The sequence below is a fragment of the Pseudorhodoplanes sinuspersici genome, assembly GCF_002119765.1.
Taxonomy (GTDB): domain Bacteria; phylum Pseudomonadota; class Alphaproteobacteria; order Rhizobiales; family Xanthobacteraceae; genus Pseudorhodoplanes; species Pseudorhodoplanes sinuspersici.
In genome coordinates this window covers 3,642,780-3,659,227 of record NZ_CP021112.1, presented here as the reverse complement: position 1 = coordinate 3,659,227, position 16,448 = coordinate 3,642,780, and the positions used below count along the sequence as shown (strand labels likewise).

The 16,448-nt window shown below is 55.2% G+C and carries 12 protein-coding genes; 8 read left to right on the top strand and 4 right to left on the bottom strand.

Features of this window, described 5'->3' with window-relative positions; translation table 11 throughout:
• Position 1: 1 nt before the first annotated feature.
• The 3 genes from CAK95_RS17750 to CAK95_RS17740 form a co-directional block, all read right to left on the bottom strand.
• Entirely contained in the window at positions 2-1,156 is a 1,155-nt protein-coding gene (locus tag CAK95_RS17750) for a glycosyltransferase family 4 protein (protein ID WP_086089115.1), read from the bottom strand.
• 37 nt (positions 1,157-1,193) lie between these two features.
• Entirely contained in the window at positions 1,194-3,086 is a 1,893-nt protein-coding gene (asnB, locus tag CAK95_RS17745) for an asparagine synthase (glutamine-hydrolyzing) (protein WP_086089114.1), read from the bottom strand.
• 315 nt (positions 3,087-3,401) lie between these two features.
• Complete coding sequence (locus CAK95_RS17740) at positions 3,402-4,268, bottom strand: phytanoyl-CoA dioxygenase family protein (protein ID WP_086089113.1); 867 nt, start codon at positions 4,266-4,268, stop codon at positions 3,402-3,404.
• A gap of 333 nt (positions 4,269-4,601) precedes the next feature.
• Between CAK95_RS17740 and CAK95_RS29285 the strand changes: the two genes are divergently transcribed.
• Positions 4,602-5,195: a class I SAM-dependent methyltransferase gene (locus tag CAK95_RS29285; RefSeq protein WP_147413430.1), complete on the top strand. Its 594-nt coding sequence runs from the start codon at positions 4,602-4,604 to the stop codon at positions 5,193-5,195.
• A gap of 400 nt (positions 5,196-5,595) precedes the next feature.
• Positions 5,596-7,518 (top strand): acyltransferase family protein, encoded by a 1,923-nt coding sequence (locus CAK95_RS17730; protein ID WP_086089111.1) that lies wholly within the window; start codon positions 5,596-5,598, stop codon positions 7,516-7,518.
• Between the two features lie 127 nt (positions 7,519-7,645).
• Here the strand turns inward: CAK95_RS17730 and CAK95_RS17725 are convergent, their stop codons facing one another.
• Entirely contained in the window at positions 7,646-8,542 is an 897-nt protein-coding gene (locus CAK95_RS17725) for a sulfotransferase domain-containing protein (protein ID WP_086089110.1), read from the bottom strand.
• Positions 8,543-9,022: 480 nt separating this feature from the next.
• Here CAK95_RS17725 and CAK95_RS17720 point away from each other — a divergent pair, with 480 nt between their 5' ends.
• The 6 genes from CAK95_RS17720 (at position 9,023) to CAK95_RS17695 (ending at position 16,445) form a co-directional block, all read left to right on the top strand.
• Positions 9,023-10,150, top strand: a complete 1,128-nt coding sequence (locus CAK95_RS17720; RefSeq protein ID WP_086089109.1) for a hypothetical protein — start codon at positions 9,023-9,025, stop codon at positions 10,148-10,150.
• Entirely contained in the window at positions 10,147-11,967 is a 1,821-nt protein-coding gene (locus CAK95_RS17715; RefSeq protein WP_086089108.1) for an ABC transporter ATP-binding protein, read from the top strand. The genes CAK95_RS17720 and CAK95_RS17715 overlap by 4 nt, the downstream gene beginning before the upstream one ends.
• A 34-nt stretch (positions 11,968-12,001) precedes the next feature.
• Positions 12,002-13,150 carry a glycosyltransferase gene (locus tag CAK95_RS17710; protein ID WP_183044146.1) on the top strand — a complete coding sequence of 383 codons (1,149 nt, stop codon included), beginning with the start codon at positions 12,002-12,004 and terminating at the stop codon, positions 13,148-13,150.
• Between the two features lie 200 nt (positions 13,151-13,350).
• On the top strand, positions 13,351-14,400 hold the full coding sequence (locus tag CAK95_RS17705; protein ID WP_245303445.1) for an N-acetylneuraminate synthase family protein: 1,050 nt from the start codon (positions 13,351-13,353) through the stop codon (positions 14,398-14,400).
• Positions 14,393-15,553, top strand: a complete 1,161-nt coding sequence (neuC, locus tag CAK95_RS17700; RefSeq protein ID WP_086089105.1) for a UDP-N-acetylglucosamine 2-epimerase — start codon at positions 14,393-14,395, stop codon at positions 15,551-15,553. The genes CAK95_RS17705 and neuC overlap by 8 nt, the downstream gene beginning before the upstream one ends.
• Positions 15,543-16,445, top strand: a complete 903-nt coding sequence (locus CAK95_RS17695; RefSeq protein ID WP_157699662.1) for a class I SAM-dependent methyltransferase — start codon at positions 15,543-15,545, stop codon at positions 16,443-16,445. The genes neuC and CAK95_RS17695 overlap by 11 nt, the downstream gene beginning before the upstream one ends.
• Positions 16,446-16,448 lie beyond the last annotated feature (3 nt).

Genomic DNA, 16,448 nt, shown 5'->3' with positions numbered 1-16,448 from the left:
CTTATGCGGCGGGCAATAGCGTGGCCTTTCGGGCCAGCAGCCTGCCATAAAGGTCCACAATCTCCTGGCCAATCCGGATGCTGGAAAACTCGTTTTCGACGATTTGGCGCCCCGCCGAGCCCAGCCGCTGCCGCAAGGCCGGATCGCGCGCCAATACTGTCAGGGCGCCCGCGAGCGGCCCTGGATCGTCCGCAGGCACCAGAAACGCATTGACGCCATGCCGGGCGATCTCCCGGCAGCCTGGGACATCCGTGGCCACGATCGGCCGGCCATAGGCGGCCGCCTCCAGAAGGCTCTTCGGCAGCCCTTCCCGCCGGGACGGCAGGACCGCAATGTGAGACCGCGCCCAGACGCCCTCGATGTCGTTCACATGCCCGAGGACCTCCACAGACGGCAGATGTCGCCAGCGCTCGACCTCGGCCGCCGGGATCGATGCCGGATTGGCAGCGTCCGGATCGCCGGCGATCAGCAAGCGGACCCGTTGGCCCTCCTTTGTCATCAATTCGTGCGCCGCGACGAGCGGGCGTAGGCCCTTATCGTCAAGCAGACGACCGACAAAAGCGACACTGACCTCACCCGCCGGTTCAGGTAGCGGCTTCAGCGCATGCGTATCGACGCCGGAGCCGGGAATGAGCTCGATTTTTTCATCCGGCACACCAAAGCGTTTGAGCGCGGCCTTATCGTCAGGATTTTGCACCAGCGCGCTGACGCTGTTCCGCTTCATCAGGAACCGCAACAACAGTGACATGAACGGCCGAAGCACCGAAGCCTTGACGTTACGGGAGGTGAAAGCAAAGCCAAGCCCGGTCAGCGCGTTCAGGAGGGCAATCGGCAGACCAACAGCGGCAAGCGATCCGACAATGGATGGCTGCAGCCCGACGTGATGTGCGAGGTCCGGTTTCAACGTCCGGTAAAGCGTCCGCACTTGCCGGATATTGGCAAGAACATCAAACGGGTTTGTGCTGCCCCGCCTCCAGGCCAACGGATGCAGCGTGAAACCATACCGTTCGATGTCCGCTGCCCCCTTCGCGACCCGCGTCGCCACGTGCACCTGATAGCCGGCTTGCTGGGCCGCCAGCGCCATGGGCAGGCGGTGCGACAGGAAATACCAGTCCTCGGTGACGAGATAGAGGAGCAATGGACGGGCGGGTTGCATTGGTCGAGCTCTTGAGACAGAGACCAGACAAGGCCCCTTATGGTCGTAGCCGATTAGCAACCGCGCGCTGGCGGTCTGTCCACTGTTTCAGTGCGACGAGCGTCCAGATGCGCTCTGCCGTATCACGCCGGTTCGTGACCAGTTCGTCACGCCAGCGACCGGGTAAATCTACCGGTTCCAATCCCATCTCCCCAAGCACATGCTTCGAGGTCGCATTTTCGGCAAGTTCCCGCAACGGCCCGATCAGCCAATTGGCTACGGGCAGCTCAAATCCTTTCTTAGGACGGCCAAGTACTTCCGTTGGCAATCGGTCGGCAAAGGCATCCCGGAGGACAGCCTTGCCGCGACGAGGGGCAACCTTGGCACCTGGCGGGAACGCCAGCGCCGCCTCCACCACCTTGTGATCCAGCAAGGGGGAACGGACCTCCAGCGCATTCGCCATACTCATGCGGTCCACCTTCACCAGCATATCACCCGGAAGCACAATCGCCAGATCGGCGTAAAGCGTGCGATCAATTGCGTGTGTGGAAACTGATTGGCTGTGCGCTTCTTCAACCAACGCGGTGACGTCGAAACCTTGGTCACCGGTCAGCGCGCAGACCTCGGCCGCATCCAGCGCGCGAATCCACGCGGCCTGCCGCTCCGCATGCGGAAACGCCGCCGCTGATACGAAGCGTCGGGCGCGGCGAAACCGCTCCAACAACCAGGTGTTCTTACTTTCCGGCAGCGCGCGCGATAACGGTTCGATGAGTCCTTGTCGCAGAAACCACGGTAAATATAGGTAAGCGTTGGCTGCATATTCGCCTTGATGACGCCGGTAGCCGCCGAACACCTCGTCGCCTCCATCGCCAGACAACGCGACAGTCGCGTATTGACGCACCGCCCTTGCCACGGCGAAGGACGGTACGGCAGAACTATCGCCAAAAGGCTCATCCAGAGCATCGAATACAGCATCGAGCGATGCTAGAGCAGCATCACTATCTAGCGCGACTTCGAGGTGCTCATTGCCTAGATGACGCGCGGTCGCCCGAGCTTGTGGACGTTCCTCATAATACTCGGATTGCGAATTGAACCCTACTGTGTAGGTCTTCACATCCCTTCCCGCCGCAGCGACGACGACTGCGGAATCGATGCCGCCGGAGAGGAAAGCCGCAAGTGGCACGTCGGCGACAAGGCGTTCGCGTGTCGCCTTTTCCACGAGATGACGAATATAGGGGCTCCGTTCGGCGGGAGCCAAAGCCGCTGCAACCGGATCCGGTTCGGGAAAATACCAGCGCTCCTCCTTTACGCCGCTGCGATCGACGCAAACCAAATGGCCCGGCGCCACTTTCGAGCAGCCTTCCAGTATCGAGAGCGGCTCCGGCACATACTTGAGCGAAAGGTAAGCTGCGAGCGCAGACTGACTGACCGTCCCGGCCTCACCTTGCATGAGTTGAAGTGCGCGCAGATCAGACGCGAAATAAGCACCATCTGTTGTCGGACGCCAAACGAGTGGCTTCTTGCCGAAGCGATCACGAACAAGCCACAGACGTCCCGCTTCTGCATCCCAGAGTGCAAAGGCGAACATACCGTTCAATCGCGGCAGCAGCCCCGGTCCGAAAACCTGCCATCCAGCAAGCAGAACCTCCGTGTCGCAATCACTCGCGAACCGTTCTCCGCGCATCTCAAGTTCAGCGCGCAATTCGCGGTAATTGTAGATCATCCCGTTGTAGGTGATGACCAACGACCTTCGGGTCATAGGCTGGCGGCCGCTATCCGACAGATCAACAATCGCCAAACGACGGTGACCAAACAAACATCGATCGTCGTGCCAACAGCCTTCGCCATCCGGGCCACGCATGGAAAGCCTCATTAAGGCAGCATCGAGCCGGCGGTGAGCCAGCTCCAAGTCAAAGCCACGGAAATTGACCGATCCTACAATGCCGCACATCCGTGATAACCCTAGGCGCAAACAAGTTTACGAGTGTGTCCAATATGAAGCACGAGCCAACCCTCGCAGAATGCGCCCTTCAAGCGTTATGTTCTCTTGCATCTGACGATCACTAACGTCCGGCATAATCTGACGGAGGCTGCATTGGACTCCGATCGGCCGCCGCAGCCACGCCTGCTCTTGGCAGCTCGCCATCATCCCAAGGAGACAATCGAAAGGAATTGGGCAATTACGATGTCGCGTTGCTGGGGACCGCGACAGCATCTCTAAGTCGCCATCTAAAGCATCCGATGACAATGGTGCCGTGCAGCACCTTCAATGTCCGTCGGAAATGAGAAGCGGCGTGCCCTTGCGAGAATATTTTTCCATCTTCATCGAAAGATCGGGGTGAGGTGTGTATTGGATCATGATAACGATCCGTCGCCCCGATCTGCACCGACTGCCATAGTGCAAACATTTCGACGTATCTACAAAGGCCCCTGTTCCAGCGGGACCAATTAGAGACACAAGGTCGTCCTCATTAATCCGGGAAAATACTTCCTTGTCGTCAACTCGGCCACCCATTTTGCGCGATCCAATTCCTTTACTAATCTCTGCCGATAAAAAAGTGAAAGGACCATTCTCTGGACCAACATCGTTCACATTGATGAAGCACTTCACCTGAGTGAGATCATTGGTATCGTAATGAAACATCTGACTGGAAATTTGTGAGGTATTCGCCTCACTGACATACACCCCAACAGAGCGCAACTTTGGGAAGGTTCCAAGATATGCCGCGGCCGCCTCGTACATAGTGGGATGATTGGCCAAAGCCGCGATCTTCGCGCAATTATCTAGATCGGCAGCAGTCATGATATTCATGAAGAAACGCTTCTTCGCGTCGCTTACCGAAATCCCATGTTGTTTGGCCTCGTAAAGCCGCGCGGCCTCCTCAACGGCCTTCGATATCTCAGGAAGAAAATCCTTATTGAAGACAAAATAGCCTTTTGTCCGATCAATCGTTTTGGCATAAGGCGAAGAAAGTCGAATTGCATCGGCCTTTTTTCTTCGTTCGCGCCAGTCTTTCACACCCCCGATCACACGCCGAGCGCGGATCAACCGAAAAATCGGATCCGTCGGCAATCCGAGCCTTTCAGACAACTGAAGAACCCGCAGATCCAGGCTGCGCATAGAGAGTTTCATCTCACTATCCCGTTTTCGTTGGAGATCTCGGAGGCTGTAGAGGTATAGCAAAACAACTCGCGCATTCGTAGAGCCAAACAGCTGGCAAGCCAAGCCGGAATTGCTGCGCGCAGCACGCTTTAAGACCTAGCGAACTTTGCCCGTTCGTTCCACTTTCGTCCAATCATCGGCTTCCAAACGAGCCAATATTTTTTCTGAACCCACCGTGACCCTGATTTTCAGATGACCCTCTCTCGACTTTCCAGGCCCGATCGGTCTTTCTTCTGGGGATTGAAGAGGCGCATTCGATCGGACTAAATATATCCAGTTAGCAAAATAATCGGAGCTGTCGCGGTGGACATTCGAATCACAGACGCCGAACTCGAAAGCGCGTTCGCACCCGCCATTCGGCAAGAGGTCACAGTCGACAATCCTGACTGGGTAAAGGCGAACACTCCGGCAGAAAAAAAATCGCGGCTCTCACCCCTTAAGGCCTTGAGAAACTACTTCAGTCCACGCAGCGAAAGCGCGGTTGAGGATATTTATGGAGAAAGATGGTCTAGCCAGGACGCGCTTGCACGGCTTGACCCATCGCAAGGAAAATCAATCCCACTCGTGTGGCGCAACCGCCAGTTTTTTGCACATGGCAAGGGCACAAAACGCGTTCAACTACTTTATTTGATGCGCATCATCGAAGCGCTCATGCCAAATCGCGTTCTCGAAATAGGCTCGGGAATGGGACAAAATCTCATGATGCTCGCCGCCCTGTTTCCGGAAACCCGCTTTACGGGCATCGAACTGACACAGCAATACGAAGCCGCACTCGCCCTGAAGGCGCACCCTGAATTTCCTCCAGAGCTTGTGCGGTTCTCGCCGCTCCCCCTCAGGGACTTGGCGAACTGGAATCAAGATCCACGACGCCGCGAGCGCGTCGCTGAACGCCAGTAGTCTGATTCATCAATGTAGTAGATATCATCTCAAACCGATCTACTCATCCGATGACATGCCAACAAAAACGAACTTCGGCGTGGGCATCGTTGCAGCGGCCGTCATTCGCTAAATTACACACCCTGCTGAAAACTCTCTGCTACAAAGAAAAAGAAAGGTGGCCGGCCGATGGTTTTCGCTCCGCTCGCCATTCGGAACTCCCACATCTTTCACCAGAATGGACTAGCGTGGTAGGAATATATTACGGCAAAAGAGCGAATATCGCGCTGAAATGCGCGGCCAGAAAATCGCATCATGTTTTCACCCTTGAAATTCTAAGAGACTGCAAATACACGCAGTCCGAGCACGCCATTCTCATTACCATTGCCGAACATTCACTTAGGACGTCAGGAGGAGCACCCTGACTTATAGACCTGAGATCGATGGACTTCGTGCGATCGCAGTTTGCTCCGTCATCCTTTTTCACTTGGGGCTGGGCGTATTCTCTGGCGGATATGTCGGCGTCGACATCTTTTTCGTAATTAGCGGGTATCTAATCACAACAATCATAATCACCGATCAGGAAGCCGGCCGCTTCTCTTTGCTCGGTTTTTACGAGCGGAGGATGAGGCGGATCCTGCCGGCTCTGTTTTTTGTGCTAGGCGCGTCGGCGCTGGCCGCGTGGGTCCTGCTTCGTCCAACCGAGATGCGGGACTTTTCCAGCAGCTTGGCGAGCGCAACAGCTTCTGTATCGAACATCTACTTCAGGAAGACGAGTGGGTACTTCGACCCATCGGGTGAGTTGAGGCCACTACTGCATACCTGGAGCCTGGGAGTCGAAGAGCAGTTTTATCTCTTGTTCCCCGCATTCCTTCTGCTGTTGTGGAAACGCGGATACACCACGATCATCGCCGCTATCGCGTTGTTAGGAATCGGCAGCCTCGTCGCTGCACAGGTCAGGATCACCGATCATCCCGTTTCGACTTTCTTCTATCTGCAGACGCGCGGATGGGAACTGATCTTGGGCAGTCTGCTGGCATTTTTCCTGACACGGAAGAAGCGTCTTCCCCTCCCCTCGACTGTAATGAATCTTGGCGCCATCTGCGGGCTAGCCATGATTTTGTACGCGGTTTCTCGCTTCGATCAGGAGACTTCAGTTCCCGGTCTTTGGGCGCTGGTGCCAACACTCGGGGCCGCTCTCATCATCATGTGCGCGAACCAAGACACACTTGTCGGAAGGTTTCTCAGCACCCGCATCCTCGTGTGGGTCGGCCTCATCAGCTACAGCCTCTACCTCTGGCATCAGCCACTACTCGCATTCACGAGAATTCGATATGGCAGCGAATTGCCCAGCCACATCTTGGCGTCTGTGATCGCAGCGACTCTTTTCCTCTCTGTACTGAGTTGGCGGTTCATCGAAACGCCGTTCCGAAGACCGCGACTTTCGGCACGGGCGACGTTTGTCGCCTCTGGCTCCGCCGCAGTCGTTCTGTTGGCTTTCGGTTTAGCCGGCCGGAACACCGATGGTTTCGAAAGCTACTACTACGCAAATCGATTGTCGGAGCCTCAAAAAGCTATTTATTCGCTGGTTAAGTCCCACACAAAAGGCGATCTCCGTTCCGAAATGGGCGATGACGGAGCATGCAATTTTTGGTCAGGACACCCCAATTCGCTATCTCACTCTCGATTCAGAGCGTGCGCAGAACAACACGGCAAAGCCGTCCTGGTTCTTGGTGATTCCCATGGAATGAACCTGTATAATGCTCTGTATCGGGCTAAATATTCCAAATTTCTGATTGGACTGGTCCAGCCGGGCTGCAGGCCCCATCGCAACCTCGCACGTTGCCAGTACGATGACTTGCCTGCTTTCGTAAAAGAAAATCGGCTTAATATTTCGAAGGTGCTATTTCATCAATCCGGCAGCCCTTTGATGAATCCCACAACCGCATTTTCAATTCGGGAAGACAATATCCGCATAACAACAGATTATCTGAATGGCCTATCGCAGCTCATTGACGTCGTATGGATCGGTCCGCAGCCCGAGGCGAGAGTGGACTTCCGGAATATCGACGATCTGGTTTTTAATGGTCTGAAAATTGGCGAGCACGCCATAAGAACTTTCGTTACGCTGGATCTGGAAATTCATAAAATCCTGAAACATCAAAAAATACGATTCCAATATTTTTCTCTCGTTGATGCACTTAAAATTGACCCGAGCTTTCTGTTAGTCGGAAACTGTTTCACTTACAGAGACGGGGATCACTTTAGTGTTTGCGGGGAAAAGATCGTGGGCGAACGACTTAAGCCGTTGTTGTCTAAAGATAGCATATCGCGAGCAGAATGAAGACAGAAGCGGCACCAGGATGACAAGTTAGCTCGTCAGCATCGTCATGTCTGAAGCAGCACGCGGAAATGGTTTTGGGCCAAACAATAGCTGCTGAATTATTCGTATTTAGACGTCTCAAAGCGTATCAAAAATACCCGTGGCTCTGCATTGTCTGCTTATCCAGCGCAAAATCCTCTGCCAAACGAAGATTGCTATCTCGGAAGCTCTCCTGGATGAAAGCCCTTTCCTTGTCGGCAATGGGAGGCAAAGGAACCTGGAAGAAATCCGCAAGACCGAGACCTAGTTTCTCGGAAATCTTGGTCAGACGCCCTGAAAATTTGGACGGCTTGCGAACCATGACAGCGTTCGCCTTTTTTGGCGCCTCGTTCAAATGGCCATCACCAAGATGCGATTGAACGACAGCCGGATCGACACCCATCGCACATCCCAACTGCTCGCTAAATCTGCTTCTGTTCCGAACGAAGTCTTCGAAAAAGACGATATGGACGTCATCTTTCCCAAAGACCGCTGCATATGCCTTTGCGACCTCGTGAAAATTAAAAATTTTGGTCTCGCCCTTCCAATCTTCGCTTTTGTGACGCGTCAGAAAATCGCTGAAAACATTTTCGAACCTTCGGTAATTCTGGACATAATAGGAGGGGATCAAATCCTGCTGTTTTCTTATAACGATCAATACACCAACCTTATCGGCGTGCGGGGTAAAGTATTTGTGCAGAACGGCGGGCCCGATAATACGCTCGTGGCGTCGCTCGTTCATCATGAAGAGGCCCTCCGACAACACATTGGGGAGACATTTCGATAATTCTCCAATCGGGTTGGCCTGGTAAGGACCGCTTGCCAAGACATGATCAAACCAAATCTTGTACAGGCCCTTACTTTGCTTTTCGCCGTAGAAGTCACTCTCAAAAGCCCGCCCCAGAAAATTGATAGCGCCCGCCTTATGCAAACCCAGAAAAAGGCCGTTCTGCAAACTTGTGCTTGCGGATTTCGGATAGCCAACGTGTAACAGCAGCCTTTTCATCTCATTTCCGTTTACAATTATGCCCCGACGCAGCCCGATATTCGGGCCGGATTGAGATCGCCAAATTCGACCTTGCCAGCGGTCCGGCGAAACCGTTTGCCCGCCTCAGCGACGACAAGTCAACATCCTGCCATGGTCGGACGCTGCCCTAGAAGATCCATTGCCAGCCATAGCCCCCCTCCTTATAGACCCGTCTTAGCGGTGACATCAAAATCACCTCAAGGAAGGCGAGCGAACAAAATGGAAACGGTTATACGGGCGGCTCTCGCTTTTGTCTGCCGTCGCTCATATCTCAGGTCTCCCCGCGTTGTGGCCTTGCTCCTGTGGGCGTCCTTGCAGCAAATCTCGCGACGTCGCCCGAACGCTCCTTCGCGACGCCTCCGAGCGCTTATATTACCGCGTCCTGGCCTGACAGAGGACGCCCAGGCGGCACTGAGCACAGGGCGAGACATCGATCTTCTGACGGCTCCAAGCGGCATCATGAAGGCAATCTCGATCGGGTTCCTACCGAGCACGATCGACGACAATAATTACGCCAACCTGTCCACCGAAGAAGAGGCAGCAAAACGCATTTATCGCGAATTCTTACGCAAGACATTGCGCCACTTGCTGATGCTTTCCAGGATTGATGTGATCATCAGCGGTAATTTCGCTTATTTTGCGGAGCGGGAATTACATGGCGCGTCGGAGGAGATTGATGTCCCTTTCATCATTTTGCACAAAGAGAACCTCAAAAGCGCCGCTCGCTTGTCGTACTACGAGGATCACTACCGTCGGCGGCGCGGCCCATTCAGCGGACGGCGCATAATCGTGTACAATTCCTTCGAGCGTGAAGTGCAGATTGCCGCCGGCATCGCATCTGCGGACAGGATCAGTATCTGCGGCATGCCACGACTTGATCGGGCACACGCCTGGCGGCGGAGCGAGGCTCGAAAGCCGCTCCCCCATAAACCCTTGGTGCTGTTTTTTACTTTCGGCGCCAAGACGGGCTTGCCGGTGTTGCGAAGAAAATTCGGCAATGGAGAGATGACCGAAGCATTGCCTGCTTTCGATAAGCTTAGCTGGCAAAAAACCGCACAGTTGACGATCGAAGCAATGCTGCGCTTCGCAAGAGAAAATCAGCATGTGACTGTGATCCTGAAATCAAAGCGCGCCGCAGGACACCTGACCAGTTTCCACCAAATTGCCGAGGGTGAGGTGCCAGCGAACATACGTTTCGTCGAAGGCGGCGATCCTCTCGAGTTACTCAAGGAAGCCTGGGTCGTGGTTGGGATGAACTCTACGGCGTTGCTTGAGGCACTGGCGATGGGCAAGATTGTCCTATCGCCCGGTTTTGCCGAAGCAGCCGATCCAGCAATGTCGCCGTGGATAGCGGACTTTGGACGGGCTGTCGAACTGGCTAGAACTCCGGATGCTCTTGTGACTCGGCTATCCGACATTACGAACGGACCGCCGCCATTCGTTTTACCGGAACTTGACCCGCATTCCATCGACTGTCTCGATCGATGGGCTGGCAATGCTGATGGCAAAGCAAGTGAACGAGTTTCGGCTATCATCCAACAAGAGGTCTCAGCGTCAGAAGCGCGCAACACTGCAGCCGTGGCATGAAGAAACAGAAGCATACGCGTTCTGCTGAGGACTCGGTGAAACAATTTTCAACCGGCGCCTCTGAGCAACTCCCGATCAAGCAACTGTTGCCACCAATGCTCAAAGGGCATTGGCATCAGATCGTTGCGCTGTTTTTTGCATTCCTCTTTACAGCGATCGTCGAGGGTATCGGCTTCTCCCTCGTGGTCCCGTTACTGCAAACCTTGTTGTCATCTAACCCGCCTGCGAACAGCGACAATTTTCTTCAATTGACATTCTCACAAATCAGCCAATCAGTGCCGCAAGAATGGCGCGTTCCGGGCCTACTCGGTATGCTTGCGTTCGTTTTTTTGGTGAAAAGCATCAGCCTCATCGCGTCGTCCGGGATGACGCGATGGTTTATCAATACGTTGCGGATGGATTGGACTACGCGAAGTTTGCTGGCTTACCTTAAGGGTCCATACTCAATCTCAGCGTCTCGCCCTCACGGAGAAGTCATACAGACAATCATCGGAGAAACCGAGCTAGCGGCGCGTGGGGTACTTTTGCTCGTAGATTTTTCCGCCCGATGTATTCAGGCCGGCGTGCTCTTGCTCTTGTTGCTGCTCACCAATTGGCAGACAACTGTCTTTGTCTTGATCTTGGGGGGGCTGGCGTCCGCTCTATCCTGGAAAGGCGCGCAACGTTTTTCACTTGAGGCAGGACAGGCGAGACGGGAACTTCGGCGCGACGCGAGCAAACTTGTCAGCGAGACGATCACGGGGCTGCGTACGATCAAGCTACTCGATCTCGCCACGCGACGCGCGAAAGGGCTGCGTCAGATGCTTCTGCATTACCGCTCGGTCGATACCAAATTTGAAGTCGCGAGCGGCTTGCCGGGCAACATGATCGATCTCATTGCCGTAATAGTTGGCGCGGCTGTCATTCTCTTTATGACAGCGGCCCTGAAGATGAAAATCGAAGACGTGCTGCCAACCACTGCCCTGTTCGGCCTGGTTTTCCTGCGCCTTGCAGCCAGCGCCACACAGCTGTTTTCAAAGCGATTGCAAATCGCAAGTTCCTTGGCACCGCTGCAAGCCGTAAATGAAGCGATGGGGATTGCAACTGAACAACTGCCTGGATCGGTGCCATTCCCCGGCTTCAGCGGAGAGATTGTGTTCGACAACGTCTCGCTTCAACCGGTAGGCCGTCACATCATCTTCGATCATCTTAACATGCGAATTCCGGCTGTCGGACTAACCGCGATCATCGGCCCCTCCGGCAGCGGTAAAACGACGTTGGTCGATCTTATCGTCCGGCTGCGAAAAGCTGATCATGGTCGTGTTCTGGTTAGTGGACGGGATGTCAACGAGTTTGACGTACGGTCTTTGCGCGCACGCGTCGGCTACTTGTCACAGGAACCGCAGCTTTTTGATGGGACGGTTGCGGAGAATTTGATGATGGGACGACCTGATGCGACCGAAGCAGAAATGCTCGATGTCGCGCGTCTGGCCCACGTCGACGATTTCGTCTCGACTATGGAAAATGGCTACTCGACCGAACTCGGGCGGGCTGGACATTTGCTCTCCGGTGGGCAACGGCAACGACTTGCGCTTGCCCGTGAATTACTCCGCAATCCGGACCTTTATATCTTTGACGAACCGACTAGCGCGCTGGATCGAGACAGCGAGACGATAATCAACGACCTCATTAATCAGCTCTCACTGACACATCCAGTGGTCGTTATTTCGCACAGACAGGACATCATTCTTGGAGCGAAGACTATTTATCGAATCGAAAACGCTAAAGCTGAGGAATTGGATCCAGCCGATTTCAGCCGCGCTGGAATGGCCCACTAATCCGTCAAGCATGGCTCGAAACCGCATCGATATTATGACCAATCGCGCACTGAAAATATTTCATATCATTACCGATCTCGATGTCGGCGGAGCGGAAATGGCGCTCATGCGGCTTGTTTCAAACCCATCGTCACTTCCCATGCAACACCAAGTCATTTCGTTGAAAAGCGGCGGCAAGCTTGAGGACGAGATCCGGGCAAACGGTATCCCTGTCACAACGATTGGTTTGAACGGAGCACGAGATTTCGGGAATGCCTTTGTACAACTTGCACGCCTTTTCAGGACCAAACGCCCCGATTTGATCGTGACATGGCTTTACCATGCTGACTTTCTCGGCACCCTTGCAAACTTGTCTACCGTGCGCGCTCCACTGATCTGGAACATTCGCTGCGCAGACATGGACCTTTCCAAATATAGCGCACTGACGAGAACTTTGCCGCGCATTTTGGCGAAGCTGTCTCGCTGCGCAACTGTCATCGTCACAAACTCAAATGCCGGGCGCCGCGCACATGAAGCTTATGGCTACCGCGCCCGTTACTGGCAAACCATTCCCAACGGATTTGATCTGCTGAAGTTTCACCCCGATAGTCGCGCTAGAATGAATATGCGTGAAGAGCTGAAAGTCGCCCCAGAGTCCCTTCTCGTCGGGCTGATTGCGCGAGTGGACCCGATGAAGGGGCACGAAACATTTCTTGCCGCTGCCGCCAAGATAGCCAGCACTGTCCCGTCGGCCCGCTTTCTGTTGGCTGGGCGCGGGACGGATAGCGCGGGGTTCCGTAATGCCATTGCGGCCAAGGGGGTGCCAGCCGATAAGATCATCCTGCTCGGAGAGCGCCTCGATATGCCTGCCATATTGTCAGCCCTTGACTTGAGCGTTTCCTCATCACGAACAGAGGGATTTTCAAATACCGTTGCTGAAGCGATGGCGGTTGGGATCCCTTGCGTTGTTACGGACGTGGGAGATTCCGCCATTATTGTCGGCGATACTGGTCGAGTCGTCCGAAAGGATTCCCCGGACGAACTGGCAAAGGCCATAATTGAGATTTTAATGCTGCCTCAGGAAGAACGCGCTGCCTTGGGCGCCGCTGCGCGCGACCGGATTTCTCGCAATTACGCCTTGGAAACGATAAGCCAGGAATATGCCAAGACCTTCGCCGGCGTGATCCGCGGTGAATTTCCTTGATTTTCGAAGATAGGCATCCCCGCCCGGCATCCCAGACTTGTGAAAATGGTCGATGGGAACTAATGATGAGCCAGCCCTAAAACTGGCTTAGTCGGCCGACAGACGTTATCGCCATCGCCTCAGATAATCTTCCGGCTGGAAAATAGCAAAGGGACGCAGATAAAGTTCGGCATCTGCCTTGACAAGAGATCCAATCTCCAGTGAACCAGGTTATTAGCATAGGAAGCCGTCCGATCGGACCGGGCCACCCTGCCTTTTTGATCGCCGAAGTTGCCCAGGCCCACGATGGCTCGCTCGGTGCTGCGCACGCCTATATTGACGCCGCGGCCGAGGCTAAGGCCGACGCGATCAAATTCCAGACGCATATTGCCGACGCCGAATCCACCCTCGACGAACCATTCCGGATCAAATTTTCCAAGCAGGATGAGACGCGCTACGCCTACTGGAAGCGGATGGAGTTCACGCCTGATCAGTGGGCCGGGCTCGCCGAACACGCGACCGCGCGGGGGCTGATATTTTTAAGTTCTGCTTTTTCGGTTCGAGCGGTCGAGATGCTGGCTCGCATCAACATGGTCGCCTGGAAAGTTGGATCCGGCGAAATTGGATCAAACGACCTCCTTGGCGCGATGGCTAAAGCCGGTGGTCCAGTTCTGCTGAGCACTGGCATGAGCAGTTATGCGGAAGTCGAACAAGTCGTCGCGTCCTTGCGCGAACGTGGCACCAGCGTAGCACTTTTCCAATGCACATCGCAGTATCCCGTTGCATTGAAGGACGTCGGCCTAAACGTCCTTGATGAATTCAGACGGCGTTTCAATTGTCCCGTGGGCCTCTCCGACCATTCAGGATCCGTGTTTCCCGCCCTCGCCGCGATGGCTCATGGCGCCAATATGATCGAAGCACATATCGTTTTCGATCGGCGAATGTTCGGCCCGGATACAGCGGCCTCTCTCACCCCCGATGAGTTCCTTCTTCTTGCCGATGCACGCGATGCCTTCCACCAGATGCTGAGCCATCCGGTCGACAAGGACATGCTGGCGAATTCGCTGCGACCGACTCGGCAGATTTTCGGCAAGAGCGTCGCGCTGGTTGGTAATGCATCGGTAGGAACAACGTTGACCCGCGATATGCTGACACTAAAAAAGCCCGGCAGCGGCATTCCAGCGGCCGCCATTGACCAATTGGTGGGAAAGCGGCTCAAACGTGCCGTAGACGCAAGAAATCTGCTTTCCTGGGAAGACGTTGATGCCTGAGCGCCGCAAAATCTGTGTTGTTGTCAATAGCCGCGCAAATTACGGACGCATCAAAAGCGCCATGCGGGCCATTCAGCAGCATCCACGGCTGGAGCTGCAGCTTCTCGTCGGCGCCTCAGCTCTGTTGCACCGCTTTGGCAGCGTGATCGATATTATTCGAAACGACGGGTTTGAACCCACCGCGGTTGTGCATTCGATCGTCGAGGGAGAAACGCCAACGACAATGGCCAAGTCCACCGGCCTCGGCGTACTCGAACTTGCCTCACAATTTGAGAACATTCGACCGGACGTTGTGCTGACAGTCGCTGATCGTTTCGAAACGATCGCAACGGCAATTGCGGCGAGTTATATGAATATTCCGGTCGCTCATACGCAGGGCGGTGAAGTGACTGGGTCGATAGACGAAAGCGTCCGCCACGCCGTCACCAAGCTTTCGCATATCCACTTTCCGGCGACGGAGCGGGCGCATGAATTTCTGCTGCGCATGGGCGAGGAAGAAGACACCGTGCATCTGACAGGATGTCCGGCCATGGATCTGGTTGCCGACGCCGATCTGACTTTGCCGCCCGATCTGTTCAAGCGCTACGCCGGTGTGGGCGCCGACATCAATCCAGATCGTCCATATCTCGTAGTGTTGCAGCACCCTGTCACTACGGAATACGGGCAAGGCTTCACTCAGATCAGCGAAACCTTGAACGCCATTTCGAAGATCGGAATGCAGGTTGCCTGGCTGTGGCCCAATGTGGATGCTGGCTCGGACGATGTTTCGAAAGGACTGCGGGTGTTCCGCGAGCATCACAATCCGGACTATCTGCATTTCTACAGAAACTTCTCACCCGAAGATTATTTGCGGCTCATCAAGCACTGCGCCTGCCTGGTCGGCAATTCATCGTCCGGCCTTCGCGAAGGCGCGTTCATGGGCATTCCGTGCGTCAACATTGGCACACGGCAGCAAGGTCGCGAGCGAGGCGCCAACGTCATCGATGTGCCCTACGAAGCTGGAAAGATTGAAGCCGCCATTGGTCGTCAGCTTGCGCATGGCGCATATGAACCGTCGACATTGTTTGGCAACGGAACCGCCGGTAACCAGATCGCCGACATCCTCGCCGTTGCCGATTTCCGCATTCAGAAAAAACTCTCCTATGTCGGTTGACCAATTTCAGGCATGCGAAATCTGCGGCTCGTCGGACTGGCACGCGACCTATCGCGGGCCTGTTCGCGACGGCGCGTTCGGGCGGCTCACCAAGCCAACGGTTGTCGCGCGTTGCGGAAGCTGCGGCGTTGAGCGCTTGGCTGAGGACACCACCAAGGACGAGAATTTCTACAAGGGCACCGACTACCGGGCCGCGCTCAATGAAGCTACTGACGCTGCCGGTTTCTTCGCTGAGCACGACAGACTGCAATTGCAGAACCTGCAGCAGCTCTGGCCCGAAACGCTGCGTGGCAAGACCATTGCCGATATCGGCTGTGCCGCCGGCAGCTTTCTGGACCATGTGAAAGGCCTGCCGGCCCGCGCGATCGCGGTCGAGCCGTGCATTCCATATCATCAGTCGCTTTCGGATCGGGGGTTCGAGGTCTATGCGTCGCCGTCCGATATGGGCGAAGCCGGCACTGTCGACTGGGCGTTCTCGTTCAGCGTGATCGAGCATGTCAGCGATCCAAAAAGCTTCCTCGCCGACATCCGATCGATCGTAAAGCCGGGTGGCCGCGTTCTCATCTCAACGCCCAACCGGGCAGATGTGCTGATGAGCCTTCTTCCGGACACCTACCCCGCTTTTTTCTACCGCGCTGTCCACCGCTGGTATTTCGATGTGGCATCGCTGACCCGTTGCGCGCAATCCGCTGGCCTGGAGGTCGAGCAGATGCGCTGCGTGCATCGGTTTGGCATCTCGAATGCGCTGATCTGGCTGCGGGACAAGAAGCCTGGCGGCCATAAGCCGCTGCCGAATATCAATGCTCCGTTGCTGGATGCGGTCTGGGCCCGCGCATTGGAGCTCGAAGGTAGCGGCGACTATCTATACGCCGTGCTGGTTCGTAAGGACTAAGGG